A 26,855-nucleotide genomic window follows, 5' to 3' on the forward strand; every position below is an offset into this window, starting at 1 on the left:
TTTCTAACCTCCTATTCTTGTAGCAACCCAAATAGCTTTACCTGTTGCTAAAATATTATTATGTAGATCAACTACTCCAACTTTTATATAAAAACCATTATCTTGCTTTACAACTTCACATATAGTTTTAACTGCATTCACAACATTTAATGGTATTTCGTTTATATAAGCTACTATATTATATTTATTAACATCAACTAGCTCTCTTATAATAATAGTGTTGTTTTTATTATATTCATACAAACCACTTCTTATTTTATCTTGCTCTTTTTCAATATTTGCTCTACTTCTTAAATATTCTTCATTAGCATAGTTGGTCTGTTCTGTTATAAAATTCTCACTATTAGCTTCATAATCTCTATATAATTTAAGTACAAGTTCCATATAATCGTTTGCTTGATCTATTGCTATTATTTGATAATTTCCTTTATACTTTTTAAAATCTAATTTTATAACATCTTCTAACTCTAAAAATGGCATATTATTTGCTCTTAATTTAATTGTGTTATAATCACGACATTCATTATAATAAGTATGTTTTGCCATTTCAGTAGCCTGTTCTCTACTTGTAATATACTTATAACTAACAGTTTTTATACTCATATTTTCTTGTTTTAAGTTTCTAATTTCTGTATAAGATACAGTATTATTATTAAACGTTAATATTGGTCTTCCTTGTAATTTAAACTCTTTTATAAATATATCTTTATTTGTGGTATTATTAAGTTTTAACTTACCTCCACTTGAATTAATATCTAATTCATATGTAGAATATGTTATATTAGTTTTAGTAGTTCCATTTAATGTATAAGCTACAATTCTTGGCACTTTATCAAGTTCTATAACATCTTTTATATCTATTTTCCAATACTCTTTTCCAGTCGTATTAGCTCTAACAACTATCTTAGCATCATCTTCAGATTGAACTGCATTCTGTCCAGCTAAAGCAAATACAGTCTGTTTGTTTTGTGCTACCGTATTTGTATAATTTACTTCAACTTTATTATTTTTAGCTATAATTTCACTAGTTTCTATAAAAGATAAAATAGGATAATTACCCTTTTTATCTCCTAAGGTTATATCAACTTTATTTATGTATGATTTATCAAAAACAGAATTTATTTTAAGTTTACCTGTATTTGTTGTATAAATATTACCATAAACAGATCTCACTATCTCTGATAATTCTTCCATAACTTTAGTACCTTTTTTAATATTAACAAGTGGAATTTTAACATATTCATTATTAATTTTTATATCTGCTATTTCTAATTCATTATCTTCAAACCCTAAATACTTAGTAGCTAGACTATGTAATAAACTTTTGGCTTTATCTGTATTGTTTGAAATATAAAAATTTTCATAAGATATATCTTCTATGAATAATTTCTCATATCCTTTTATAGTATTATCATCAACACTAAGTTCTATCGTTCTTCCTAAACTAGTATCAGTTTTAACTATATTTCTAACAACACCTTTAAATATCATAAGAGTTTCATTATTAAATGTATCTTCAATGGTTATAATATCTCCATTTTTAACTAAATATTCATCTACATTTTCTAGAGTTAATAATTCATTCCATCTCATTCTTGGAAAATCTTTATATCTTCTATGAAAATCTTTTATAAGTACATCACTTGGTGCATTAGCATTAGCTTCAAGTATTAAATTTAATGTTGATGGACTTATGTTTCCCTCGGCAGTTCTCAAAAATCTAGAAATATTAAAAGAGGTATTAGTTAATAGATCTGTTAAATCTAATTCTCTTGTGATATTTCTAATAGTATATTGATGTTTTATATTATTAGATTCTGTCTTCATTAATTCTTTATATGTATCACTTACTATTCTCACTTATACCTCCTTTGATTTCCTTAAAATTTCTTCTGCTCTAAATTTATCAAAAATAGTTTTTGTTAGATCTTCAACAGCTAAAAATCCTCTATTATCAATATTAACTTCTACTTTAAAATCAATACCTTTTGATACAATGTTGCTTGATGGTAAACTCTTATTAGTCATACCACCTAAATATTCTCCACTAGATGCGTTAGTTTCTCTGAAACCTAACCCCTCTGATTTTAATTTAGTTTCAAAGTTATCTAATTCCTTTTTAATAGTTTCATAAGCTTCTTTAAGAGTAGAAGCTCCACTTAATTTTTGATCCATATCTTCTGTATTCATATATTTTTTTATTAAATTTTGATATACAGAACTTTCACTAAATGATTTTATTAATGCATCTTTAGCACTTTTATATATCCCATCACCTATAGACATATTAAACTGTTCAAAGCTATTTGTATCTATAGCAACGGTCATAGCTTGTTTTAAAATATCAGATAATTCTTGTGCTTTATTTGTTATTTTATCAAGTGGTAACATTTGGTCTATCATTTCATCAGATATACCTTGCATTTTAGCTTGTTTTCTTAACTCTTGAATAATATCTCTCATATCACTTGAAACTTTTTCAGTGTCTTTTAACTGCTTAAATAAAGAACTAAAATCAAGATGCTTTGGGTCTAAATCTTTAAGTGTTTTTCCACTTTCAAGCCTAATTTTTACTAATGCTTCTGCAACTTCTTTAAACTTATCTTCGAATTTAGTTTCTAAACCATCAAGCTCTCTAAATTCTAAATCATATTTTATCTTAGCTAAGTTATTTCTTAATTTACCAAAATATGAACCTAAACCATTAGCTAAACTTTCAATTACATTCTTACCATCTGAAAGATTTTTAGTTATACTTTCTCTAGTTTCATTAAATGCCGTTACAATTTTATCTTCTTTATCTAACATTTCATCAATTTTCTTTTCAAATTCTGGTATCATTTTTTCTAAATCATCATTATCTTTAGCTAATGATTTCATTTTATCAAGCATTTCTTTTTTCTTAGCTTTTTTATCAATTGTAGAAACACCCTCAAAACTCTCATAAATAGCATTAGTATAGAACTTCTCAGTTTCTTGCTCTTGCTTTCTTAAATCTTGAATTTTATTTAAAAATTGTTGTTTAATTTGATCAAGATTAGAATTTACATCAACTAGATCCCATTGAGTGATAGCTCCACCCTCTTTATCTAAGAATTTCTTTAAATCTTCTGAATTTAAATTTTTAATCTTTTCATTATATATTTTTTCTAAATCTGTTGAGTTTTGTGCATCAAACTTCATTACATCACTAAAGTTTTTAGCATATGCAACATTTTCTCTTTTATGTGATATTAAATCAGAAACTCCTAATGTAAAGATTGACAACAACCCATTCCAGAAACCGCGTTTTTGACTTCTTTCAGCTACACCATTCATTAAAACTTTTGGGTTAAAGTTATTAGCAAAAACCTTATTCATTTCAGTTGACATATTCTTATACAATTCAAGATTTTTATTACTTGTATTTTCACTTGCAGATTTTACTAAATCTCCCTGAATATCTTTCATTGTATCTCTTAGTTCTCTTAAAGCTCGTGTATTATCATCTAATTCTTTTGATCTTGCTTCATAATCTTTCTTAGCTTTTTCTGCTTTGTTATCTCCAAAAAGTATACCAACTAACCTTGATCCCATATCAACAAATTCATTAACTATAGCTTTAACTCCACCTGCTATATCTCCAGTTGCAAAAGATGCTACACCTGCAATTTTATTTGAAAATAAATCTAATAGTTCTCCACCGACTTCACTATCATCTGAATTTTTTACTATATTTTTAAATGCTTTTTTTATATTTTCAAAAGTAAACTGAACATATTCAGTTATCATTTTTTTAAGCTCTTCAGCTTTTTTAATAGCTTCTTTTAGTTCTATTGATTTTGAACTAGCATTTTTCATTTTATCTAATGCTGTTTTTAAAGTTGTTAATTTATCTGTATCTTCTTTATTAAAATTATGTTCATTTAACAGATTAGTTATTTTATCTAAAGTATCTGTTCCTGTTGCATTATCAATCATAAATTTTAAATTTTCATCTAAATTATCAAAACCATTTACATATGAATCTTTTAAAGTTTTGTATTCTTCATCAATTTTAGCTTTTTTCTCTTTTAATTTTTCAATATAATCTTTATCAGAAATAGTGTCATTCATTTTAAATTCAATATCAAGTTCACTTGACTTATCAGATTTTTCTATTTTATCCTTTAAATCTTCAAAAGTTTTCTTGATATTTAAAATATAATTAGAAGCTGATATATTGATTTTTTCAGTATATAAACCAACCTTTTCAACATTAGTATTAAATTCTTCATCAACTTTTATTTTTTCTTCATATTTTTGAATATCAGTCAAATCAGTTCTATTATCAATTTTAGCTTTCTTTTTATTTGCTAATTCTCTTGATAAATTCAATACTTGCTCTTTGGTATCTCCTTTATATACATCATTAAGATCATCTATTATTTTTCTTAATTCTTCAATAACAGTTTCATTCTTTAATTCATTTTGTGTTTCTTTAATGGTATTTTTCAAATTATCAATATCAGTTTTAATTTTACCTTTTAAACTTTCATCTTTAATTTCATTAAACAACGATTGATAGTTCTTCAACTTCTCATTATATATATTTAACTGACTATTCAAATACTCTAAATTATCTACCCAACCGTTAGATTTTGATAAATTCAATTCATTAGTATTTTTTAAAGTAGTCTGTTCTAACAACTCAAGTTTAACTTTTTCAGATTGCTTTTTAGTATTTTCAATTTCTTGCTTTATTTTATCTTGCAAACTCTTATCATTAGTATATTTAAAATTAGATTGTAATTGCTTAATATAATCATCATATGCTTTTAGTTGTTCTTGTAATGTTTCAAGTGGATTAAAAAAGCCATTATTGCTAAAATTAGCAATATTTTCTAAATTTAATTCGTGTACTTTTTTAGTTTTTTCTAATATAGTTTTTAACTTATCAGAATTAATTCTTAAATTTAATTCCCCTATAGTTTTTTCAAGATTCAATAAGATATCTTCCCATTTTTTAGATAAACTATCATTAATATCTTTCAATTTATCAGCATATGTTTTCTCTTTAGTTCCACTTTCTTTTTTATCTTTTTTACCTTTTGATTTAGACTTAGAATCATTAGAAGAGCTTCTTGATATTTGTTGTTTTTGGGGTGCTTGAATTTTATAATTCTTTTGTAACAGCTTTTTAGCTTCTTGCTCACTCATAATTTTAGTTTGATTAGTAAATACCTTTTCTCCATTAATATACATAACAGAATCTTTATTTCCTGCTCCTGTACTAACCTCATACTTACCATCACCTAAATTTTTAAATGTTGTATTAACTCCATTTACAAAAGCACTAACACTTGCACCAACTTTTTGAATTTCAAATATCTCATCTATACTTCTATCTGTAGTGTGTCCTGTAATAACTTCTTGAACTCTGCCTTGATTATCTATAATAGATAGTGAATCTTGATTAATCTTTTTAGATAAATCTGCCGTATTTTTATTGGCATTAGATTTTAAATCATTTTTAGTTTGCTCTCCTAATTTATGTAAATCGTGTAGACCATCATTTATACCATCTAATAAATCTCCAGTTTTTACACCATAATCACCCAGCATATTTTTTAAAGCTTCACTTTTTAAATTAGATTTTTCTAGTCCTGCTTTTATAACATCTTCTGATTTTGTTATTTGGTTATTAATTCTATCAATTTTAAATGTTAAAGGTGCTATTCTATCTAATAAAATCCTTGCTTGTTTATCAGTTCCATCTTCTCCATGCTGTTTTAAAATTTCTTTTATATCTTTCATAGCAGTTTCAAGAGCTTTATTATCATCTAACTTAACATGTTTAAATTTATCTAAATCTTTTATCAAGCTTTCTGTTACACCGTTTTTTAAATCAAGTCCTGCTTTTTGGAAATTAGCAAGTTCTTTTTGAATATCTTGCTTTAAACCTGCAATCTTCTCATATTCTTTCTGTTGAGTTTTTGCAAATTCTTTCATATTGTCTTCATTAAGTTGCATTAGTACCTTTTGTTTTAATTTAGAGTTTATATCATCTAAACTATCTGCAACTTTTTGATATTCACTAGCTTCACTTGATATACTACCTATGATATCTGGATAAAGAGATTTTAATTCTTCATACATACTTAATCTTTTAGATTCTTCTTCACTAGTCAGAGAACTATCAAGAGCTTTTTTAGATAAATTAATATACTCTTCAACCATATTTCTAGCATGTTCTGATTCATCAATAAATTGAGACCAATAATCATCAACACCTTTTTGATTCAATAAATCATTTAATCCACTTAATAGATTATTAATTCCACTTAATGCCCCTGCTGTTGCATTAGTAAACTTATTACCTATGGTAGTTGTAATATTATTCATATTAGCTTCAAATACCTTAAGTTGGTTAGCATAAGAATCAATAGTTCTTGCGGCATCTCCTTGCATAAATGAAGTTTTTTCAAGCAATGCTTGATATCTTAATTCTGCTTTAGTACTTGCATCTAAATTAACCCATTTTTCTTTTATTCCTTTGTTTCTAGCATACTCTGCCATGACAGTATCATTAATAACTATACCTAATGTTTTTAGAGCTTCAGTTTCTCCAACGATACCACCACGAAGTGCATTAAATGCTTGCTCATCATCTATATTTTTAAATGAACCTATATCAACTGCCAAGCTTGCAAGATTTTCAGACATTTCTTTAATTTGAGATGTATCAAACCCACCTAAACCTTTGATAACAGCACCCATATCACTTACATATTTTTTCATAGCATAAATACTACGTCCCATTTCTACTCCTGATTTTTCTGCAAACTGTTGAACATCATCTGCCATTTGACCAAAAACTTGATCTGTAACATTTTGTAATTCTGTCATATCACTTGACGCACTCAAACAAGCTTTACCAAAATTCAATACAGAACCTACTAATTTACTACCTGCATAAACAGCTGCTAACCCTTGTACAGAACTAGTTAAATTAATAAAGCTACTATATAATTTTTTAAGAGGGCTATCGTCAACTTTAGGTGCTGGTAACTCTTTACTTAATTCTTTATTTATTTTATTTAAAACTGGTGTTACTTGATCTGTTAATTTTGCAACCATCTCTAATTCATAATCACTTAATGCCATATGTTACCTCCTTTCACTATTTTTTTCTGATTTCATTCATGACTTCTTTATATATTTCAAATAGAAATTCCATTTTTTCAACAAGCCAAAAAGGATGCTCTGCACGTGTTTTACTAAATGGATAATTTATTTTATATTGTACTCCACCAAAACCTACTACATTATAATCAAAATAGTATAAATACTTCATTATATCTTCTTTCAATAAATCATATTTTTTAGTTTCTTTATTAAGACCTTTTAATAAATCTCTCATTACAAATTTATATCTAAGCCTTAAACCTTGAGCAAACCCACCTTTTCACTTATCCTTGAATTTTCCAAAATGCTATTAAATATTTTCTTAAATAAATCAGGATTTCTACTAAAAAACTCTAATATACTTTCTATCTCAACTTGTTTTTCTTTGCCATCTAAAATTAATTTTAAAGTTTGACTTTTTATTAATTCAATAACAGGACTTGTTTCCGCAGTATAATTAATAGTTAAAATCTCATGAGCTCCCTCTTTTAAAACTCTTACTTTAGTTGTTGGTGTATTAACATAATTAAACATATTCCAAAAACTTGCTACAGTTTCTATTACTATACTATCTGTTTTATTAGAAAAGGTCACAACTTGTGTGACCTTACCATCTTCTAAAGCTTCTATTTGCTTTTCTTCACTATCAATTTCAACTTTATCTTCTCTATCATAATTTTTTATATCTTGTATTTTTTCATCTACAATCTGAGTTTCTCTTTCCATAAACTAACTCCTAAGCTTTTTCGATAGTTATAACAATAGGTGATCCAGTTGCTTCATCATATAAAGCAGATACTTCTTTACTCATTCCTTGAGCACCTGTTATATCTGTTCTTTCTACATTAGATACCTTACATCTTGGCAACTCTATTATTATCTTATTATCAGTTTCAACTTCCTTAAATTGTATTTTTATAGCATATGTTGAATTAGCTTTTAATGCTGTATGAGCTCCAACATAATTTTCTTTTAAAAATTCATTATATGTAAAGTTAACTGTAATATCTCTTATACCATTTCTTTTAATAGATTTGTTATATACTGAATTTAATGCACCTTTACCCTCTAAAGAGTTATTGATAGTAATATCTAAACTTTCAATATCACGTGTAACATCAGTAGTACCGTTTTCAGTTATAGTAGCACCTAAACATATTAACTTTTTACCATCAAATTCAGTTGCAGTTGCTCCACCTGAAAATCTTGTATTACCAGCAACGTGATTCATTCCTATAAATGATGGTGTCACGTTCACATATGATTCTAATGATGTCTCAAATTTTAATGAGTTAACAAGCAATCCTTGGAATTGATCATATGATTCATTTTCATCATCATCGAGTACAACTGTTAAGTACTTATCAAATTTATTAGATGCTTTATATATTAATTTTTTAGCTGTAGACCCTTGAGTTTGTTTTTCAAATCCTGAAGATTCAATTAACATTTCTAATTGTCCTAAAGTGGCTTCTACTGTTGTATCTCCTGAAACATCTATTTTAGATATCCAAGAATCAGTTTCAAAACCTACTGTATTTATAGTTTGAGATTTTGTTGCATTCACATTAGGTGCTAATGAATAGCTTGTAAATTGTAACTTCTTCATATCTGTTGTTTTTGCAGTGTTTCTGTTATCTTGTTTTGCGATCAATAATTGCATATTTATGATCTCCTTTCTGTTAAATCAATTGTTATATTTATAATATTAGAACCTCCCAGATCATTTTCATTCTCTTGATAATGTTCTACATCATAAGAATAATCTAAACTTCTTGTACTATATTTAATTCTTTCATCTTGTATTAATCTATTTAATACATCATCAACAAACTTAACATTATCTATATTTGCTTTTTCAGATATTGAATCAAAATAGCTAATATATGTTATACCTATTCTTCTTCTAATATCTCTAATGTGTTGTGATACACTTACTGAACTTGTTGAAGTTGATTTCACATCAACTAAAAATATACCATCTTTATTGTATAGTCCATCTTTAAAATACTTATTATCATCATAATTAGAAAATTCAACTAAATAATCTTCTGAAACTAATTCTTTTAATACTTCTAATATCTTATCAACAATAATCATAAAACCATTATTCCTTTCTTTTTAGACTTATCAGTTTTATTTTCATTGTGTAGTTTTATTATAGAATTTAATGTACTATCAATAAAATCTTTTTTATCTTTAACTAAATTATCATTTTCAACAAAAGCAAATAATTGATAATGTACATAGTTTTCAACTATCATTTGTTTCTGTACATTATTTATAGGTATATCTCCTAATTTTAGATTGATATACTCAATAGCTTGTTCTTCAAAGTGGGTAGTGTTGGAAGAGATTTGCTCTTCCGTATAACCCATTTTTAACAACTTTTTTTGTAGAATTATAGGTAATTCCATCTTCCAACAACTCCTTTATTATTTTAATTTTACTGTTACATTATATCTTTTAACTCTTTTAGAAATAGGAATAACTGGTAAGTATCCACTTGTTAAAATATATGATTGAGATGTTGTTGGTTTATCTACATCGTAATCTATATATACATCAGTTTCTACAACCTCAACTTTATCATTATTTATTACAGTTAAACCTACATAAGTGTTTACAAACTCAACATCACTTGATACTATTACTAAGTTTGATGTATCTAAATTACCTGAATATAAATTAGTTGGTGGTAACACATCTAATCTGTAACCTAATAAATTATATGATGGATATAGATTTTTATAACCTGTATCTTTATCAGTTACATTTGCTTGATTGTATGCAGTAATTAACTTAGCAAAGTCCTTATCTTTCATTAATTCTTTGAAAATAGCTGAACCTAATTCAATTCTTGTAGGTACAAACCCATTATCTTTAGCAAATTCTTCAACTAATTCTAATACAAATTCTTGCCAAGCAGTAACAACAAGATTTTTAGAAGTATTAGTAGTTTCATCAAATACTAACTCTCTACCTGTTTCAGGCATTGTTAATTTTCCTGTTAAATAGATTTCTGCCGCCATCTTTTCTTTAGTAGCAATATATGCTAATTTTAATGATTTTAACTTGCCATCTCTTATTTGATCTACTTTACTCATTGATTGACCTTTAAATAATATAGGTGATTCTCCTGCTTGCATTGCAAATAACTCATCAGGTGTTAAAGGTGCAGACCCTTTTATAATATCAGGTGTGAATGTATTTCTTATGAATTCTCCCTCTCTTATAACTGGTGCTTTAGTGTTTCTAGGCACTATAGCTAAACTTTTTAAATTCCCTACTAAATCATCAAATACTAATGTAGCTGATTTAGTTGAATAATCGTTTCTAAATTTATCTTGATAATATGTACTTACTACGTTTTCAGGTTTTAAACCTTGATATATTCCCATTAATTCTGCATTTTTTGTATTTATTGCCATTATTTTACCTCCTCAACGAATATGTTATGTATTTCTAATGTATTTAAAACTTTTATGTTATCTGTAGATGTTTCTGATAAATTGCCTACAAATGCTTTATCTACTCTTCCTTGTCTTAAAACTTCTGCTTTATCATCTGCTGTGCTTGCTTGTTCTAAATCTTCTCCTGTATAAATTCTAATATTTTCAGAACCTGTAAAATCTGTTTTAACATATTTCTTCCATTTTCCAGTAGTTTCATCTTGTACTAAAATATCTCCGTGTTTTAATTGTTGACCTGCAACTAGTTCTACTATATCATCTGGAATAAATCTTTCGACTACTACATTTTTTGTATTAAATTTTTCTTTTTTAACTAAATTCTTCATTATTTACCTCCATATCTTTTTTCTGTTTTCTCTTTCGCTATTCTCATAGCTCTTTCATAATCAGTTTCATTATCTTTTTTATCTTCAAAATTAATAGAATTACTTACACTTTCAGTTTTAAATGATGGTAATTCTTCTACTAATTTTGTCATAAATTCTACAATAGATATACTTTTATCTCCAAATTCTAAAGTTTCTTCATTTCTAAAGATATTAACTATAAGTTCTTCAGTCATAAATTCTTTAATCTTTGGAGTAAGTTTATCCTTGTATTTTTCTAAAAATTCATTTTTAGATTTTTCTGCTTGTAATTCTTTTTCAAACTCTGCTCTTACCTGCTTTTTAATTTCTTCAACTTCATCTTTACTAAATTCTTTCTTTTCTTCCTCTTTTTTCTTAGGAACTATTTCATATTCATCTCCGAATATTTCTCTGAATTTATCAAGAGTAAGTTCTTCTTTTGGTTGATCTTCTACAGTTTCTACCTCAATTTCTTCAAATTCAACTGTAATGTTTTCAAATTCTGCACCTGTTACAGCTTGCTTAACTCCAATAGGTAGACCTGCAACCTTTAATAAAGTATCTTTAGCTTTATCAATTTCAACAGAGATTCCTTTTAAAATCTTATCTTTGTAATATCCTAAACCTTTTTCATTTAAATTAGCTTTAGCATATACATTAATTTTTTCTCCATCTTCCTTGATTTCAAAATCACTAAAGTTTCCAATCTCTACAGGTTCTTCTCCATCCCACTTACTTGTATGAGCATAGATTGCCTGTATTGGCTCTGTAATAGACCCAAATATCTTTTTAACTCTTTCAGAATTAAATTCTCCTTGTGGATAAGTTCCACTCTCAAACACTTTAATCTTCTTTGTCATTGCTGCTCCTTTCTTATTTTAATAAAACAAAAAGTACCACATCAGTGGTACTTAGTGTAATAATTATTCATATGTATTCTCCTTTCTTTAAAACTCATGTACTAATTTATCCATTAATTTGAGATTATTTTTTAGTTCATCTAACATATATTCAGACATCGTTAAATCAAAATCATTTTTTATTAATACTTCCAACATCTCTTCAATTATTTTATCTGTTTTTGTTTTTAATTCTTTATAATAACCAATCATTGTGCTTACCTTTCTTAAATAATAAAAAAAGAGAAATTATTTTTCATTATTTAATTTCTCTTTAATTCCATTTATTATTATTTGTCTTATTTTTGCATTTAAATCATCATCAAATCCCATAAATTGCCTTTTAGGTATATTAACACTTTCTTTTGTAACCCAACCTTTATCAGTTTTAAACCTTAAATATTTACCATTTTTAGCTGTTATAACTCCACCATCATTATGTATTCTAGCATATTTAGTATTAGTTCCAACCTTAGCTGTATTATCATCACTTGATGTAGTTAAACTATTTAATAATCTTCCAGTATCTCTTAAAGGCTTACCATCTCTTCCTTTTAATGGCTTCCAAGCATTCCCCTCAGGATCTACACCTCTATGAAACCTATACTTTACTTTATTTTGCATAGCTGTTGCAACTTTTCTCATTATGTCTTTTTTAACTTCTATATCTAAATCTTTGGGTATTTTAATACCTCTTATTTTTTTTATTTCAATCTTCATCTTTAATTCCCATAATCAAACCATCCATTGCCCATTTTTCTCTTAAACTTAATGGTGTTAATTTTTTTCCTAAAGGTTCAGGTAAACGTCCAAATTTAAGTTTACATAATTCTAAATATTCTTTATACTCTTCATCCGTTAAGCCACCCCAGTACCTTTTAAAACTTAAATAAAACACTCTTCTTTCTTTATCTTTTAACTGGTCTTCATAAAGTTTATTTAACCTATCCAATCTATCTTGTGGGATCTTCATCATATACCTCCAACAACATTTTTTCATTAGTCTTTTCTATAACTTTATATTTTAAATTTCTTGATAATAACAGTTCTTTTTCATTTAAACTTTCTGAATTATCACCTATATAAATACATTTAGTACCTTGTTTAACTCTAATCTCAAGCATCAAATCAAATTTAAAGTGTGTTGCAATGTCTAAATCAAGGCTTGTACTTAAAAATATATTAGTTGACCTTATTTCACCAACATTCCAATCTTTATAATATGATTTATGTGTCCCTTTAAAAACAATTAAATTTTCTTTTAATTTAAAATCATTCATTGCATTATCAATACCGTTAACATATTCTTCAATATCATCAGGCAATTTATTTATATAACCATTCTTATGTTCTTTTAATAGTGCATTAATTTTTGTATATAGAATACCAGTATACATATTCAAAGCATAAGTAATATAATCTTTAGAATTCTTATATATATAATCACTATCTTGTTGTAAGATTTTTAATTTAGAATCATTAGCAACTTCAAATACTGTTTTATTATTAACTATATCAAAAATACCAGTTATCTTCTTAATAAATTCTTTAATCTTATTAAACAAGTTAACAACTTTTAATTTTTGACTTTCATAATATTCTTTATATATGCTTTTCTTTTTACCAGAAGACTTATCAGTTAAATATCTATAATCACTGAATCTATCATCGTTAGTATCATAATCTTCTGTTATCTCTAACCCTAAATCTTTAACATCTTCTTTGCTTAGCTGTATTATACTACTTCTACAGTTATAATGCAATGGTGGATATAATCCTTTTTCAATGAAATCTGTTATCTTCATTACCTTCCCATGAAGCTCTTTACATTGATGTGTTGTTCTTCCATCTTCTATTGCACTGTATAAACCGTATTCAAAATAATCTGACATTTCCATTTGCTTTTTAGCGTGTCCCCTTTGTTGAGCTTGAGTAATTACAGTTCTATACACACCTTTTAAATAATCTTTAGGTAGTTTAAATTCTTCTATATTATCTAAAAACTCTTTATTAGTTCCACCTTTTTTAAGGTTTCTCAATAAACTTTCTTGTATTTTTCTAGTTACAGTTAAATCAGTTGTTTTCTTTATCCAAAACAGATTTTGTTTTTCTGATTTATTTATTTTATTTACATCTTCAAATAAACTAGATCTTCTGCTTTTTAATGATTCAATAGCTTCTTCAAACGGCATATTAAATATGTCATCATCTTCTGCAAATTCTTTTAATGGATTAGATTTTAGCTCGACTATAGCTAAATATCTTCCCAGTATATTAAAATAGACCATTTGATTTAATATATCTAGCTTTATATTAATTTTGCTAGTTATATCTTCAATGGTCTTAATCTTTTTTAATGATTTTTGCAATGAGGTGGTACAATCACTCTCGAATTTACTAGATAAGTCATCTAACCACTTTTGCATTTTCTCTTCTCTTATTTCTAAATCAGTTCCACGACTTGCAAATTCAAATCTTTTATTAAATTCTCTAGCATTATTAAAAGGTGGTATTCTCCTTTTTACGAACTGTAGAAAACCCTGTTAGCTCTTTAAGTTCTTCTTCATCAATTTCATATCCTGCTTGAGATAATGTTAAAACTCCATTTATAACCTTTTGCTTGAAATCTTGTCTTTTTGTATCAATTTCTAATCTTTCACTTTCATTTTCTGGTCTATCAATTGATATGTAATAAAGCTCTGAATCATACCCATAAAGTTCCGCATCTATATCTATAAGTTTATCAAGTTCATCTCTTACAAATAATGCTAAACTATCTTCAATTTTTTCTTTTTCTTCTTGATGTATATTTCCTAAAGCATACGAAGAGCTTCCACCACCATTATCAACAGTTAAACTTGAACCTAATAGATTCATTACAATATTCTTTTTATATCTATCAAGCAATCTTTCGTGAATTACAGTATCTATATCAGATAACCTAATCGTAAATAGATTTTCTTTTAATGTTGTATTTTCACTTATAGGAATTGCTATAACATTCTTACCATTTGCTTTTTTAATATCTTCAGCAGTATTCTCAACCTCTTTTTCTGATTGCTCTGGACTATATGCAAATACCATTATAGTATCACCATATTTATTAACAATACCTTGTATCTTTTCATTTATGTTTCTAATATTTAAATAATCAGTAACACAGCTTTCAAGCTTTGATCTACCCTGTCTATAAGCTATACTCTTACCGTGAATAGATAACAACCACTTATTTTTTTCTGATAAATCGTAAACTGTATTATCTACTGTTAATGTAAATATCTTATTATCTCTATTGTATTTTACAAGTTTTTTAGGTATTTCTACTAATTCTTTTATACCATCTAACTTATCATTATATACTATCTCGTGTAATGATAATTTTTTAAAATATGCCATAGCTATATCTTCAACAAGCCTTGTTTTATTTCTAATCTTATTAATTCTCTTTTGAATTTCAATAATCTTTTCATCTTGCTCTGCATTATCTTCAGATTTAACTACCAATTCTCTACTTGATACACCTTTAACTAAAGTATCAATGCACATTTTAATAGTTACATCATTACACATTTCTTCTATCAAATCATCTGTTAATTCCACATTATAATTACTTTTAACTTCTGTGTTAATAAGTTGATTAACAGTTAATTCTAATAACTTTTTATCTAATTTCATACTACAACTCCTAAATTGATATTATTTTTCTATCTAAACTAATTCCTTTTAATGATTTATGTACATATTCTTGTAATGCATATCTCATAGCATCCATCAAATGATTAAACTCATCTACTGGTTTATTTATAGTATTACCTAATCTATCTTTATCCCAACAATAATTACTAATTTCATTTATAAAATTTGTACATTGTGGATGTACTATTATTTTAAAATCTTGTATAAATTGTATTCCGTTGTTTATACTGTCTTTACCTTTCACACAACCTTTAATTCTTTCTAATCCCAACCCTTTTAATTGATCAATGCTTTTAGGTTCGGCACAATCAGCTATTATTCTTTCTTTTTTAAATCCCAACTCTACAATCTCTTTATATATTTGAGTGTTTTGCATTCTTGTTTTATAAATTTCCTCAAAAACATATATAATCTTTTTATTTTCATCTATAAGTCCACAAAAAAAAGCAGTTTCATCATTGGTATATCCAAAATCTAAACCAAAAACTGCTTTTATATCTTTATTTTTTTGTAATATTTCTTTATAATCAAATTCTTTTTCTTCCCAATTTTCATAAATTAGTCCATCAGAAATTCCCCACTCCCCAAGTCCTGCCACCTGATAACGTTTAGGACTATATTTTTTCATATGTTCAAACATTTTAGAATCATTTTCATCTAACCATTCATTTATCATGTAATTAGTTGTTATAGCAAGTATATCTTCATCTTTTACATCAAAAAATCTTTTTTTCAACCAATGATTCTGATTCCACGGGTTGAAACTTATTGTAATTTGTTTAAATAACGGTGGTTCAACAACACCTCTTATAGATTCATTTAACATATCGAATGCATCTTCATTTGTAATTTCATAACATTCCTCTACCCAAACCCAACACAACGAACCTTTTTTAACTGAAATTGATGTTATTTTTAACGCATCATCCATTCCTCTAAAAAGTATTTTTTGACCAGTTGGTAAATAAGTTACTTCCATCGGATTTTTTTTAAATTCCCATAAATGTGCTACATGTAAATTATTTACTGCCCACTCTAAATCAGTAAAACAACTATCTTTAAGTGTTCTAAATACTTTTCTTACTACTAGTGCATTAGCTTTAGGATATTTCATTATATTTACTATAAACCATTGTGCTATAGTTTTAGATTTTTTACTAGCACGACTACCTTTAACCACTCTGTATCTTCCTTTAAAATTCCAAAACTTCCCATAACCTTTACCTATTTTTTCAGGTAAATCAACTTCCACTAGATTCACACTTTATCAAACTCCTCCTTAAGTCCTATATATCCGCAATTTGGACAAGATAATTTTTCAATTATATACTCTTCTTCGCTTTCTTCTAATTCTAATATTTCTTCCTCATCAAAATTATAATTATCTATACCTATATACTCTAAATTAAACGCATTATCTAACAAATAATTTAACTCTTTATTTAATAATTCTTCATTAAATCCAGTATTTAGATTTAACTTATTGTGTACTAATCTATATTTACTAGACAACTCTTCTTTTAAATCTAAAACTATGCACTCAACCTCTTTATAATTAAGTTTTTTAACTGCATTATAACGACCATGACCTTCAATTATTACCTTATTAGTATCAACAACAATTGGATCATTAAATCCAAATTGTTGTATACTATTTTTTATTTGTTCGATCTGCCAATCTGGATGTGATTTCACATTATTATCATATTCTTTTATATCGTTTATATTCAATTTAACAATTTTCATAATCCCTCAATTCTGGATAAGTATCCCATATCAAATCTATTAGCATTTGATTTGATACTCCTGAACTACTTATAGAATTATCATGGACACCTTTTAAAAATTTTTCTAGAATAGGATTAAAATTAACCTTCTTTTTAAATGTTAATTTTGTTTCAGAGCATTTAACTGAATCATCAGACTTTAACACTCTAACTGTCCCGAACGTTGCAATTCTATAATCTGATTTTTTTAATTTCCAATTTAATTCATCTTGTTTTGTAGTATCAGAATTTCTTGCAAAATTTATTATCTCTACATTTTTTATCTTTTTTAGCCTTAAAGGTTCTACTCTTTTTTTATAAAAATTTATACACGTTAATAATTCAACACCACTATATTTTACTTTAGGTAATTTATAACTTTTAAATAATTTGGCATTTTTTAAATTATCCTTTTTATACATATCAACAGGTAAAACAAAAACCACATAATCCGAATGTTGAATACTAAATTCTATAAACTTTTTATGTAGACCTGTTGAATTATTTTCACCACCATACGGTGGATTACCTATAACTATACTATTTGACATGTTAGGTATAGTTTGTTCTAAATAATTACCTACTATTATATTATCATTAATATAATCTGGCTTAATATCATACCCTATTGTTTTTTCAGGTAATTCCTTAATAAAAGCACCCCCCCTGACGATGGTTCAATGATTCTATCAAATTCATTTATTGATTTAATATCTCGTTCAATAAGTTCTATAACCTTTTTTACAACATTATTAGGTGTGTAATATTTATCGTGTAGTATTTTAGCCATTTAAAACTCCTTTAAATTTATTTTTATCTTCTATTTTATTACAACATGGGCATAATAACTTTGATTTTTCTGTTTTTTCTTTTTCTTCATTTATAACAATATCTTTTTCTATAACTGATTCATTTGTCGTTTCATCCTCATCAACAACAAAACCATATTTTATTAGATCTTCTTTTACAAATTGTTCTAATTCTTCATATAAATTTTTGAAATCCATTCCTGTATTTAATGATATTCTATTATGAGCAATTATATAAGCTCTTTTTTGTACCTCTGTTAAATCAGTAAGTTTTATAACTTCAATTTCTTTATAATCCAATTGTTTTAAAGCTAAATATCTACCATGTCCCTCAATAATCATATTATTTTCATCAATAGCAATAGGGTCATTATAACCAAATTCAATTATGCTTTCCTTAATTTGACTAATCTGTTCTTTAGGATGCTTTTTTGCATTATTTTTATATTCCACAATATCATTTATATTTATCTTTTCTATTTTTAGCATATTACTCCTTTATTTTATCTTCATTATTAAATATAACAAGATTTTGATTTAAATCTACCTTATCTTCATATAAACCTAAAATCTTACACAATTGATCGGCAGCTTTTAAAATATTATTAGTTGAAGTTTTTCTTTTTACTTTTCTAGCTTGAGGCGATGATGTTCCATTTTGAGTTACCATAACAACTTCTTCTTCAACTTCACCTCTTAATATTTTAGTTAGAGTTTGTTTAATTTCAGTAGCATTAGCAATTAATTTATCAAATTCTATTTTATTTAATTCTTTAATATAATTTTGATAGTGTTCTTGCTTCATTTGAGTATGAAGTCTTTTATTAGAATAAAAATCACTATAACCAGCTTTTAAACCAGCTTCATAAACATTACCACAAGCTACATAATATTCACAGAATCTCTGTTGTTTTAAATTTAATTTACTTCTAGCTAATTCCAAATTATCTATATACATCACCCACCTTTCTGATTAATAAAAAAAAAGAGACCTTTTGGTCTCAAAAAGAATAATTATGAAAAGAAACTAATTAACCTACATTCCTATATTATACATTATAGCATATGTTAAAATACCTGTAAAGTCCGAATTTAGTCCGATTTTAGTCCAGAAAAAAAAGGACATATTACATCTCCTTTCTTAATTATAATTAATTATGTCAACTATTTTCTACAATAAATCAATAGCCTGTTTTAACTGCTCAAGATCTTTATGAGTATATACCTTTTCTGTCATTTCATAATTGCTATGACCTATTAATCTCTTAATCGATGTTACATTAGCTTCTGCATTACTTAACAATGTGGCAAATGTATGACGAGTATCATGTATTGTATGTTCCATTCCCAATTCATTCAAAATAAAATTAAACTGACTACTATACACAGAATAGCTCATTTTACCACCACCACGCTTTGAATTGATTAGATAAGCATTTTCTATACCTTGATTAATTCTTCTAACAATTAGAGGTAATATTTTTTGATTTAGAGGTATTATTCTATCTTTACCTGCCTCTGTTTTACTACCACCTTTCAAATATGCATCTTCAAGATTTATATCACTTACTTTAAGGTTTAATAATTCACCTATTCTCAAACCTGTATATATTAAAATAAGTACCGTATCAACATAATCTATTTTCCCAACATGTTCCCACAGTGTATTTATTTCTTCTTTAGTAAATATTTTACGTTCTAACTTAGTTACTTTCTTCCCTATTTCAACAAACTTACTATAATCTTTACTGACTATATCATACTTCATAGCATAAGTATATAACTGATTATAAAGTACTTTAGTTAATCTCTTACTTGCCCAGCTATCACCTATACTATCAATAACTTGTTGTAAGTGATTCAACTTTATACTTCTAAAAGTCATACCGTGCAACTTCTTAGATTTATTAAAGCTAGTTTTATAATTCCTAATAGCTGAATCACTAAGTTCCGTATACTTCTTAAAACTCCATTTATCATACACTTCTTTAAACGTCAAATCATTATCAATATTATATGGTGTATCAATATAATCTGTTAAAAATTTAGTTGCTTCTTTTGCTGTTGAGAAATAACCTAGATATTTGTTAATCTGTTTTCCCTCTAAAGTCCAACCGACGGTCACTACAACCGCATAAGGTTTTCTTCTTTTTCCAGACAATTTTTTAACACAGCCAGTTCCGTTTGCTCTTCTCATTTTCTTCTCCTATTATTAAAAATCATAATACTTTAATTGAGATGTATTAGTTCCTAAATGTTTTGCTTTTGGCAAATATTTTATATAGACTTTATTTTCAATAAAATCTATATGTTTATTATGTTTAAAACTTTTATATATTTTATTAGCTATCATGTCTGCTCCTCTAACCAAGGGTGAATTTGAGGAATCTACGTATTTTATATCAACTTTATCTAAGTTAGGAAATAATGGCATAATTCTGGTACCATATTCATAATTAAATTTACCATATTTAAATTCTTTAAGTATAGTTTCTTTAAAGCTATAATACCCACTTGTAGCTGTATTTCTTTCATCTAAAAACATATAAATATTTTTTACTTCATCAACATTTAGTTGACTTTTTAATTGTAAAATACAATTCTTTAATCCCATTTTATATGCATAATCCAAAAATCTTTGTTTATGGAATTTGTTATTTCTTATTTCTTCTAAAACATCTTCTATATCTATAATACAACAAAATTTTATACAATCATTAAAGTAATCAAAAATTCTATTAACGATTTTAGGATTTACATTACATCCTTTTAATTCTGTTTCTTTTGATACATTTAATCTTCTTTTTATTGATTTCTCAAAATTAATAAAGTTATTTTTCTTTTTATCCTTAGTTTTTTTATCTAAAAATATTAATCCAGCATAAATATAAAATTTATCAGTTTTAATGTCAAAAACTCCTGATTCATCAGAATATACATATATATCCATTCTTCTCCTTTCAAAACAAAAAAATAGACCTCACTAATTTAGCAAGGTCTATTATATATTTTAGTATTTAATCACAAATACTTCCCATTATTTTTAATAATGGTCTTTACGGACGACGTACTTAACATACGCTTAAGTGCTCTACTCGTTACCCGTAAAACTTAGGTAGCAATACATTACTGTATCTACATTCATAATATACCTTATTTTTTCTAAAAAATCAAGTTTTATTGTTAAAAATTATTTTCAATTACTGAAAATTACACTTTTATTACAGAAAGTGTAATGTCTGTAACCTGTATAAACAGATGGCTAGATACATTTTCTTACAAACATTACAGAATTTTTGCTATTCTTTTATATTTTATATTCTATATATATTATATTATTACTTAAATTATTCTATTTATTAAAAAAAAGTGTAATATTGTAAGAAAGTATATTATAACCTGCATAAATACTGACTCCGTGGACATTACAGTTTTAAAATAAAAGTGTAATGTTTTGTAAGAAAATTGCCACCGAGCTAGTGTTTATGCTGTGTACAGAGATTTCAAGTCTGTAAGAATTAAGGTTATGTTAATCACTTTTTAATAAATGTTTCACAACTTATGAAAAATTTTTTCATACTCTAAACAATCATTTTTGTGCATCATAAAAACTGAAAATCACATAATTAAGAATAGATTTTTTTTCGTTTTTAAGTACCCCAAAACACTGCTCATAAACTGCTGTTATAACATCTATTTTTGCTTTGATATCCTCTTCTATCTCTACCTTGGGGGGGGGGGTGATAAACATAGTGTTTATGCGGTTTTGCGTGTGTTTGTCTTCAACAAAATAACTGACATTTACTCCTAAAATTTTTGCCAAATCAGTTAATCTTTCTATCGGAATATTAGTAACTGTTCCGTTTTCATATTTTGCTATAGCTGAATGATATACTCCTGCTAACTCTCCTAATTGTTGTAAGGTATATCCCTTTTCCTTTCTTAGATTTTTAATTTTAACACCTATATCATTTTTCATAAATAAATCACTCCTAAAAATTATAAATATATCATTTTGAAATATCTTATATCAAAATTAATATATCATTTTAAAATACTTTATATCAAAATAGATAAACAATTTATATCAAAATGATATTTTTTATGTCATTTTGATAAATAAATTATACCTTGTAAATGTAAAAAAATCAATCATTTTGATATATTTTATATTAAAATATTATTTTTTTTATCAAAATTACCTTGACAAGGTAAAAATGATATGTTATACTACTAGTGAAGATAGAGAAAGTGAGTTGATTAAAATGTTAGAAATGAAAAAAATAAAATTAAATATGGATGGTTGGGGTAATGTGCCTATATTAATAATAGATGATGTATTATATGTGAGTTTCAAATATTTAACTAAAACAGCCTTATTTAATTTAGATGATTTAAAATGGATAGCTAAATTAAGTGATTGGGTAGAACTTAATTATTTTGACAAAGAACACAAAGCTATATCAAATGCTATTAGGAGAGTATATAATGAATATCAAAAATAACAGATTAACTAGACCACAATTAAAGAAAGTACTTAAAGATGAAAATACTATATTATATTTAGTATCTGATTCTTACACTAACTTCCGTGGTAAACGGCTTGCAACTATTGAAGAAAAAAAGAAAATATTAGATTATTTAAAATTTCATCCTAAAATGGTAACTTGCTATGAACTATATAAATTAGATGTAGCAAATCAACAATTTTATACTTTTGAAACTAACATTGAATTTAATCATATTAATTAAAGAAAGGAAGTGATTCGTATGTTAAATAAAAATAAAATTTTAGCACTTATTATTGAAAATGGTTTATCAAGAGAATCAGTAGCTAAAGAATTAGATATATCATATATCAGTTTTAATAGAAAGTTAAATTCTAATTCTTTCAAAAAAACTGAATTAGAATTTTTAAAAAATCTTTTAAAAGTTGATAATACAGATATTTTTTTTGAAAACGATTTACCTTGTAAAGGTAAAAATATGTCACCAATTACCTTAAACCCACAAGAAGATGAGATGACAGACCAAGAAGCAATGGACTATTTATTTGGAAGAAAGAAAGGATAGATAAATGTATATAAACAAAGATGAAGAACTAGAAAAATATTACAATTATAAATTGAAACAAGAAAAAAATGAACAAGAAACAAAGGAATTAAAATTTGAAAAGTTGGAAGCTGCTATATCATTATTAAAAATTGAAATTCTTACATTAAGAGAAAAAGTAGATAGCTTGCACCTATCTACTTCAAAATAAAATTAACATCTTTTAAATTGAGTTATCAATTTTAAAAGTTCTGTTTGTTGCTTAATTATATCAATTAAGATTTCTTTATCCACATTTTCTGAAACACTTAATTGATTGAGTTTAGTTTGAATTTCATTAAAATGTTTTTCTAAAACTTCTAAACTTATCATAATATATCACCTCCTGATATATTATACCTTAACAAACAGATATATTAAGAAAAAAAAATTCTTGCACTCATAACGTTGCCGTGATTTCATTTAACCTCCGTATATAATTTTTCTTGGTGTTGTGGGTGCAAGATTTAAAAAGAAAGGAAATTTTAAAATGATGAAAGAAAAAGAAGAGTTAAAAACTCCAGAAATAGATGAAGAATATTTATATACAATAGATAATTGTAAGAAAGATTTAGATAAATTCATTAAAAGTTTAAATTTAAAAGAAGATGAAACATATATGATTGAATTTTATGTTGAAAAATATGTAGCCTCTATTTTCTTAGCAATGAAAAATAAAGAAAATAAAAAACTAGATGCTATAAAGCAACTAGTCAATGAATTATAACCCTAATAATTTTTTGAAAAGGTTAGTTACAAATAAAAGAATATTATCCACTCTTTTATCATAAATGTGTTGTTTATTATATTCATAGTAATATTTACCATATTTTGTTAAAGATAATTTATCAGAATATATGGGTGCACCTATTATGAATATACCATCTTTATCGATATTAGGTTTATGACCAACACATTCTCTTTTTAAAAGTGCTACTTTAACAGCATGTATTGGAGATTGATAATTTCTTTTAGTTAGAAATTCAACTCTAGTTTGTACAATTGCTTCATGAAGTTTTAAATCATTTATTAAAGAAGATATTGTAATAGGACCTTTATCATTGATTATTTTTAAAATTTTATAGTCATATGGATCTAATTCAAATGGCATAAAATCACCCCTTTTAATAATATATAAATATTATACTCCAAAAAATAAAGAAAGGAAATAATAATTATGAAAATAAAACAAACATTAACCATTTCTGAAACAGCTGATTTTATGGGCTGTGGTGTTATGAAAGTTTCAATGGGTTTAAGAACTGGGAGTTTACCGTTTGGAACTGCAATTCCAAAAGAAAATGCACAAGGTACTACAACTTGGATATATCATATACCAATTGTAAAAGTTGAAGAATACATGGGAATAAAGTACGAAGATTTTTTAAAAACTAAGGAGAATAATAATGAATAATAAATTAATACGTTTAGCTTCACCGTTAATAATGATGCAACTTGAGCAATTAAGTGAAAATTGTAAAAAATCTATTTTATATTCTGATTTCATGAATTATACAACAACTATTTCTAAAGATACAAGTAAAGAATATAAACAAGCTATAGAAAATATAATAATATATCTTAATTCTATAGGACTATTAAAATTATCCGTAAGTCCAAATGGAATGATTATAGAAATGAAACCAGCAATACTCAAAGGAGGTTTTATATATGCTAACTAGGTTTATGTTAGGAACTATCATTTTAACTTTAATCGTGGTTTTAGGTAGTTCAACACCTGTAGGTGTAGTTTTATGGATATTAGGTTTTATATCTTTATGTATATCAGTAGTTTTATTTTTAGGAACATTTGAAGAAGATCCTACTTTTAAATATGGAAAGGGTAATAAGTGAAAAAAGAAAAAGATTTAGAAAATAAAATAAAAAAACATTTAGAAAAAAATGGACATTATCATTTTAAAGTTCACGGTAGCCTTTATATGAAATCTGGAATTCCTGACATAATAGCTTGTATTAATGGTCATTTTGTTGGAATTGAAGTTAAAAGACCAGATGGAAAAGGAATTACTAGTGATCTACAAAAAATTCATATAGCAAATATTAAAAAAAGTGGTGGGTATTCAGCCGTTATAAACAATTATGATGATTACTTACAATTTTACTCGACTGTTTGTAATCAATACTCAACTTCTAGTGATATTAGGTAAGAATACCCATCAACATAAATAAAGGAGGTTTTATGTCTTTTGAAGAATTTTTAAAAACAAAAAAACATTATAAAGGTTTATACATACTTGATGAACATGGGAATAAACTAATTATGGAAAGTACAAATAACAATGGTTTAAAAACTACAGCTAGAGTAACAATATACAACTCTGAAACAATGAGCATCAGTGAAAATAGTATATATTTTAGTAAGTATGATTTTTTAGTTTTATACAAACAAAAATTAATACCATTAAGCAGGTTTACTGATGTTGTATGATGAACAAAAGATTATATATGATCAAATAAAAAACGGATATTTATTACCTCTTGAAACAGGTACGGGTAAAACAATTATAGCTCTATACTATTATTTTAAAAATTATAGTGAATATCCTCTTTTAATAATAGCACCAGCTGTTAAAGTTAAAGAGGGTGGTTGGGACAGAGAAATAAAAGTTGTATCTAATCATTTTAGATTTACTGTTCCTCGATACACGGTGATCAGTTACGATAAAGCAAAGAAACTAAATTTAAAAGAAAAATACTTTTTAATTATAGATGAAGCTCATTACATTAAAAATTCTACTAGTGGTAGATCAAAATGTATAAATAAATTGATTAAAAATAATAGTATTGATTTTTTACTTTTAACAGCAACACCAGGAAGTAAAGTTGAAGATCACGTTCATTATTTTATGTTATGGGGCTTTATAAAAAATAAATTTCATTTTTATAAAAAGTATATGATTGAACGAATTAACCCTTATTTAGGAATTAAAGAGGTTGTAGGTTATCAAAATATGGAAGATTTTAAAATAAGATTGAAGTTGAAATCAACTGATGTACTTAGGTATAGAGATATGGCATACGTTCCTGTTCTAAAAATAGAAGATATCTATTTTAAAACTAACAGTCAGTATAAAAAAATTAAAAAAACAAGAGTTATTGAATTAAACGGTGAACTTATTCCATTAGATACTCAACCTCATTTATGTAGTAAATTAAGGCAGTATTGTAATATTACTGATAAAATTGAGTATTTAAAATTATTAGTTGAAACTATGTCACCTGATGATAACATACTTATATTTTATAATTTTGAAAGTGAACTTAATAATATAACTCAAAATATAAAAGTAGATTATTTGATTAATGGAAACCAAGCTAATTTTCCTAAAAAAGAAGAATTTGATTTACAAAAAGGAAAAGTTACTTTAGTGCAAATAAAAGCAGGTGGTGCTGGAATTGAATTACAATATAATAATTTAGTTGTATTTTACTCCCCTACTTATAGTTATCAAGATTATTGTCAAGCTTTAGGAAGAGCTTATAGAACTGGACAAACTAAAAAAGTACAAGTATTTAAATTTAATACTTTAAATAGTATTGAAGAAGATATTTGGAAAAATTTAGATATGAAACAAAATTTCGTTGAAGAATTATGGAAAGGATGAAT

37 protein-coding genes are annotated in these 26,855 nt (G+C 26.0%); 11 read left to right on the top strand and 26 right to left on the bottom strand.

The genetic code is table 11. From position 1 onward, the window contains the following. Positions 1 to 3 precede the first annotated feature (3 nt). The 24 genes from AYC59_RS02540 to AYC59_RS02645 all read right to left on the bottom strand — a co-directional run bounded on the left by AYC59_RS02540 (position 4) and on the right by AYC59_RS02645 (position 22,115). Entirely contained in the window at positions 4 to 1,860 is a 1,857-nt protein-coding gene (locus AYC59_RS02540; RefSeq protein WP_066894888.1) for a hypothetical protein, read from the bottom strand. Beyond that, positions 1,861 to 7,125 (bottom strand): rhoptry family protein, encoded by a 5,265-nt coding sequence (locus AYC59_RS02545; RefSeq protein ID WP_066894890.1) that lies wholly within the window; start codon positions 7,123 to 7,125, stop codon positions 1,861 to 1,863. A gap of 16 nt (positions 7,126 to 7,141) precedes the next feature. After that, the gene (locus tag AYC59_RS02550; RefSeq protein ID WP_066894892.1) at positions 7,142 to 7,381 is read right to left on the bottom strand and encodes a hypothetical protein; all 240 of its coding nucleotides are present in this window, start codon (positions 7,379 to 7,381) and stop codon (positions 7,142 to 7,144) included. Between the two features lie 20 nt (positions 7,382 to 7,401). Continuing rightward, positions 7,402 to 7,872 carry a hypothetical protein gene (locus AYC59_RS02555; protein WP_066894894.1) on the bottom strand — a complete coding sequence of 157 codons (471 nt, stop codon included), beginning with the start codon at positions 7,870 to 7,872 and terminating at the stop codon, positions 7,402 to 7,404. A 10-nt stretch (positions 7,873 to 7,882) separates the two neighbouring features. Beyond that, positions 7,883 to 8,809 carry a phage tail tube protein gene (locus tag AYC59_RS02560; RefSeq protein ID WP_066894898.1) on the bottom strand — a complete coding sequence of 309 codons (927 nt, stop codon included), beginning with the start codon at positions 8,807 to 8,809 and terminating at the stop codon, positions 7,883 to 7,885. A 2-nt stretch (positions 8,810 to 8,811) separates the two neighbouring features. After that, positions 8,812 to 9,246: a hypothetical protein gene (locus tag AYC59_RS02565; protein WP_066894900.1), complete on the bottom strand. Its 435-nt coding sequence runs from the start codon at positions 9,244 to 9,246 to the stop codon at positions 8,812 to 8,814. Beyond that, positions 9,243 to 9,563: a hypothetical protein gene (locus AYC59_RS02570; protein ID WP_066894902.1), complete on the bottom strand. Its 321-nt coding sequence runs from the start codon at positions 9,561 to 9,563 to the stop codon at positions 9,243 to 9,245. The genes AYC59_RS02565 and AYC59_RS02570 overlap by 4 nt, the downstream gene beginning before the upstream one ends. A gap of 18 nt (positions 9,564 to 9,581) precedes the next feature. Beyond that, entirely contained in the window at positions 9,582 to 10,577 is a 996-nt protein-coding gene (locus AYC59_RS02575; protein ID WP_066894904.1) for a major capsid protein, read from the bottom strand. Next, positions 10,577 to 10,945, bottom strand: coding sequence for a hypothetical protein (locus tag AYC59_RS02580; RefSeq protein ID WP_066894905.1), 369 nt, complete (start codon positions 10,943 to 10,945; stop codon positions 10,577 to 10,579). The genes AYC59_RS02575 and AYC59_RS02580 overlap by 1 nt, the downstream gene beginning before the upstream one ends. Then, positions 10,945 to 11,826 carry a hypothetical protein gene (locus AYC59_RS02585; RefSeq protein WP_066894907.1) on the bottom strand — a complete coding sequence of 294 codons (882 nt, stop codon included), beginning with the start codon at positions 11,824 to 11,826 and terminating at the stop codon, positions 10,945 to 10,947. Before AYC59_RS02585 ends, AYC59_RS02580 begins: the two co-directional genes overlap by 1 nt. A gap of 87 nt (positions 11,827 to 11,913) precedes the next feature. Further along, positions 11,914 to 12,078 carry a hypothetical protein gene (locus AYC59_RS07735; protein WP_156445462.1) on the bottom strand — a complete coding sequence of 55 codons (165 nt, stop codon included), beginning with the start codon at positions 12,076 to 12,078 and terminating at the stop codon, positions 11,914 to 11,916. A 36-nt stretch (positions 12,079 to 12,114) separates the two neighbouring features. Next, positions 12,115 to 12,585, bottom strand: a complete 471-nt coding sequence (locus tag AYC59_RS02590) for a phage virion morphogenesis protein (protein WP_066894909.1) — start codon at positions 12,583 to 12,585, stop codon at positions 12,115 to 12,117. After that, entirely contained in the window at positions 12,575 to 12,841 is a 267-nt protein-coding gene (locus AYC59_RS02595; protein WP_156445463.1) for a hypothetical protein, read from the bottom strand. Before AYC59_RS02595 ends, AYC59_RS02590 begins: the two co-directional genes overlap by 11 nt. Next, a complete protein-coding gene (locus AYC59_RS02600; RefSeq protein ID WP_066894913.1) occupies positions 12,819 to 14,291 on the bottom strand; it encodes an ADP-ribosyltransferase in 1,473 nt (490 codons plus the stop codon). The genes AYC59_RS02595 and AYC59_RS02600 overlap by 23 nt, the downstream gene beginning before the upstream one ends. A gap of 73 nt (positions 14,292 to 14,364) precedes the next feature. Then, positions 14,365 to 15,540 carry a phage portal protein family protein gene (locus AYC59_RS02605; protein WP_066894915.1) on the bottom strand — a complete coding sequence of 392 codons (1,176 nt, stop codon included), beginning with the start codon at positions 15,538 to 15,540 and terminating at the stop codon, positions 14,365 to 14,367. Between the two features lie 10 nt (positions 15,541 to 15,550). Further along, on the bottom strand, positions 15,551 to 16,822 hold the full coding sequence (locus AYC59_RS02610) for a PBSX family phage terminase large subunit (RefSeq protein ID WP_066894917.1): 1,272 nt from the start codon (positions 16,820 to 16,822) through the stop codon (positions 15,551 to 15,553). Next, positions 16,819 to 17,307: a ParB/Srx family N-terminal domain-containing protein gene (locus AYC59_RS02615; protein WP_066894919.1), complete on the bottom strand. Its 489-nt coding sequence runs from the start codon at positions 17,305 to 17,307 to the stop codon at positions 16,819 to 16,821. The genes AYC59_RS02610 and AYC59_RS02615 overlap by 4 nt, the downstream gene beginning before the upstream one ends. Beyond that, on the bottom strand, positions 17,294 to 17,878 hold the full coding sequence (locus AYC59_RS02620; RefSeq protein WP_066894921.1) for a hypothetical protein: 585 nt from the start codon (positions 17,876 to 17,878) through the stop codon (positions 17,294 to 17,296). The genes AYC59_RS02615 and AYC59_RS02620 overlap by 14 nt, the downstream gene beginning before the upstream one ends. A gap of 74 nt (positions 17,879 to 17,952) precedes the next feature. Continuing rightward, the gene (locus tag AYC59_RS07740; protein WP_156445464.1) at positions 17,953 to 18,117 is read right to left on the bottom strand and encodes a hypothetical protein; all 165 of its coding nucleotides are present in this window, start codon (positions 18,115 to 18,117) and stop codon (positions 17,953 to 17,955) included. Next, positions 18,110 to 18,625, bottom strand: coding sequence for a ParB/Srx family N-terminal domain-containing protein (locus AYC59_RS02625; protein ID WP_066894923.1), 516 nt, complete (start codon positions 18,623 to 18,625; stop codon positions 18,110 to 18,112). The genes AYC59_RS07740 and AYC59_RS02625 overlap by 8 nt, the downstream gene beginning before the upstream one ends. Before the next feature lies 1 nt (position 18,626). Continuing rightward, positions 18,627 to 19,094, bottom strand: coding sequence for a terminase small subunit (locus tag AYC59_RS02630; protein ID WP_066894925.1), 468 nt, complete (start codon positions 19,092 to 19,094; stop codon positions 18,627 to 18,629). A gap of 213 nt (positions 19,095 to 19,307) precedes the next feature. Further along, positions 19,308 to 20,333, bottom strand: a complete 1,026-nt coding sequence (locus tag AYC59_RS02635; protein ID WP_066894927.1) for a tyrosine-type recombinase/integrase — start codon at positions 20,331 to 20,333, stop codon at positions 19,308 to 19,310. A gap of 15 nt (positions 20,334 to 20,348) precedes the next feature. Further along, positions 20,349 to 21,086 carry a DUF3800 domain-containing protein gene (locus AYC59_RS02640; protein WP_066894928.1) on the bottom strand — a complete coding sequence of 246 codons (738 nt, stop codon included), beginning with the start codon at positions 21,084 to 21,086 and terminating at the stop codon, positions 20,349 to 20,351. A gap of 639 nt (positions 21,087 to 21,725) precedes the next feature. Then, on the bottom strand, positions 21,726 to 22,115 hold the full coding sequence (locus tag AYC59_RS02645) for a helix-turn-helix domain-containing protein (RefSeq protein WP_066894930.1): 390 nt from the start codon (positions 22,113 to 22,115) through the stop codon (positions 21,726 to 21,728). A gap of 238 nt (positions 22,116 to 22,353) precedes the next feature. On the opposite strand from AYC59_RS02645, the gene AYC59_RS02650 reads away from it, so the two are divergent. Genes AYC59_RS02650 through AYC59_RS02665 form a run of 4 tightly spaced genes read left to right on the top strand, consistent with a single transcriptional unit; the run spans position 22,354 to position 23,399 of the window. Further along, a complete protein-coding gene (locus AYC59_RS02650; protein ID WP_066894932.1) occupies positions 22,354 to 22,641 on the top strand; it encodes a hypothetical protein in 288 nt (95 codons plus the stop codon). Continuing rightward, positions 22,625 to 22,888, top strand: coding sequence for a hypothetical protein (locus tag AYC59_RS02655; protein WP_066894934.1), 264 nt, complete (start codon positions 22,625 to 22,627; stop codon positions 22,886 to 22,888). Before AYC59_RS02650 ends, AYC59_RS02655 begins: the two co-directional genes overlap by 17 nt. An 18-nt stretch (positions 22,889 to 22,906) precedes the next feature. After that, a complete protein-coding gene (locus AYC59_RS02660; RefSeq protein ID WP_066894936.1) occupies positions 22,907 to 23,209 on the top strand; it encodes a hypothetical protein in 303 nt (100 codons plus the stop codon). Between the two features lie 4 nt (positions 23,210 to 23,213). Beyond that, positions 23,214 to 23,399: a hypothetical protein gene (locus AYC59_RS02665; protein ID WP_066894938.1), complete on the top strand. Its 186-nt coding sequence runs from the start codon at positions 23,214 to 23,216 to the stop codon at positions 23,397 to 23,399. Positions 23,400 to 23,401: 2 nt separating this feature from the next. On the opposite strand, the gene AYC59_RS07745 is transcribed toward AYC59_RS02665, so the two are convergent. Then, positions 23,402 to 23,560 carry a hypothetical protein gene (locus AYC59_RS07745; RefSeq protein WP_156445465.1) on the bottom strand — a complete coding sequence of 53 codons (159 nt, stop codon included), beginning with the start codon at positions 23,558 to 23,560 and terminating at the stop codon, positions 23,402 to 23,404. Between the two features lie 157 nt (positions 23,561 to 23,717). Between AYC59_RS07745 and AYC59_RS02670 the strand changes: the two genes are divergently transcribed. Continuing rightward, positions 23,718 to 23,954 carry a hypothetical protein gene (locus AYC59_RS02670; protein WP_066894940.1) on the top strand — a complete coding sequence of 79 codons (237 nt, stop codon included), beginning with the start codon at positions 23,718 to 23,720 and terminating at the stop codon, positions 23,952 to 23,954. Here the strand turns inward: AYC59_RS02670 and AYC59_RS02675 are convergent. After that, positions 23,949 to 24,338: a hypothetical protein gene (locus AYC59_RS02675; RefSeq protein ID WP_066894942.1), complete on the bottom strand. Its 390-nt coding sequence runs from the start codon at positions 24,336 to 24,338 to the stop codon at positions 23,949 to 23,951. The two genes, AYC59_RS02670 and AYC59_RS02675, sit on opposite strands and share 6 nt — an antisense overlap. A gap of 66 nt (positions 24,339 to 24,404) precedes the next feature. Here AYC59_RS02675 and AYC59_RS02680 point away from each other — a divergent pair, with 66 nt between their 5' ends. Genes AYC59_RS02680 through AYC59_RS02705 form a run of 6 tightly spaced genes read left to right on the top strand, consistent with a single transcriptional unit; the run spans position 24,405 to position 26,853 of the window. Further along, positions 24,405 to 24,641, top strand: a complete 237-nt coding sequence (locus AYC59_RS02680) for a hypothetical protein (protein ID WP_066894944.1) — start codon at positions 24,405 to 24,407, stop codon at positions 24,639 to 24,641. Further along, positions 24,634 to 24,909, top strand: a complete 276-nt coding sequence (locus tag AYC59_RS02685) for a hypothetical protein (RefSeq protein ID WP_066894946.1) — start codon at positions 24,634 to 24,636, stop codon at positions 24,907 to 24,909. The genes AYC59_RS02680 and AYC59_RS02685 overlap by 8 nt, the downstream gene beginning before the upstream one ends. Continuing rightward, positions 24,899 to 25,081 carry a hypothetical protein gene (locus AYC59_RS02690; RefSeq protein ID WP_066894947.1) on the top strand — a complete coding sequence of 61 codons (183 nt, stop codon included), beginning with the start codon at positions 24,899 to 24,901 and terminating at the stop codon, positions 25,079 to 25,081. Before AYC59_RS02685 ends, AYC59_RS02690 begins: the two co-directional genes overlap by 11 nt. Continuing rightward, positions 25,078 to 25,395, top strand: coding sequence for a VRR-NUC domain-containing protein (locus AYC59_RS02695; RefSeq protein WP_066894949.1), 318 nt, complete (start codon positions 25,078 to 25,080; stop codon positions 25,393 to 25,395). Before AYC59_RS02690 ends, AYC59_RS02695 begins: the two co-directional genes overlap by 4 nt. A gap of 32 nt (positions 25,396 to 25,427) precedes the next feature. Continuing rightward, complete coding sequence (locus AYC59_RS02700; RefSeq protein WP_066894952.1) at positions 25,428 to 25,676, top strand: hypothetical protein; 249 nt, start codon at positions 25,428 to 25,430, stop codon at positions 25,674 to 25,676. Continuing rightward, positions 25,666 to 26,853, top strand: a complete 1,188-nt coding sequence (locus AYC59_RS02705; RefSeq protein WP_066894954.1) for a helicase-related protein — start codon at positions 25,666 to 25,668, stop codon at positions 26,851 to 26,853. Before AYC59_RS02700 ends, AYC59_RS02705 begins: the two co-directional genes overlap by 11 nt. The last annotated feature ends 2 nt before the right edge of the window (positions 26,854 to 26,855 follow it).

Source organism: Pseudostreptobacillus hongkongensis, assembly GCF_001559795.1.
GTDB lineage: Bacteria > Fusobacteriota > Fusobacteriia > Fusobacteriales > Leptotrichiaceae > Pseudostreptobacillus > Pseudostreptobacillus hongkongensis.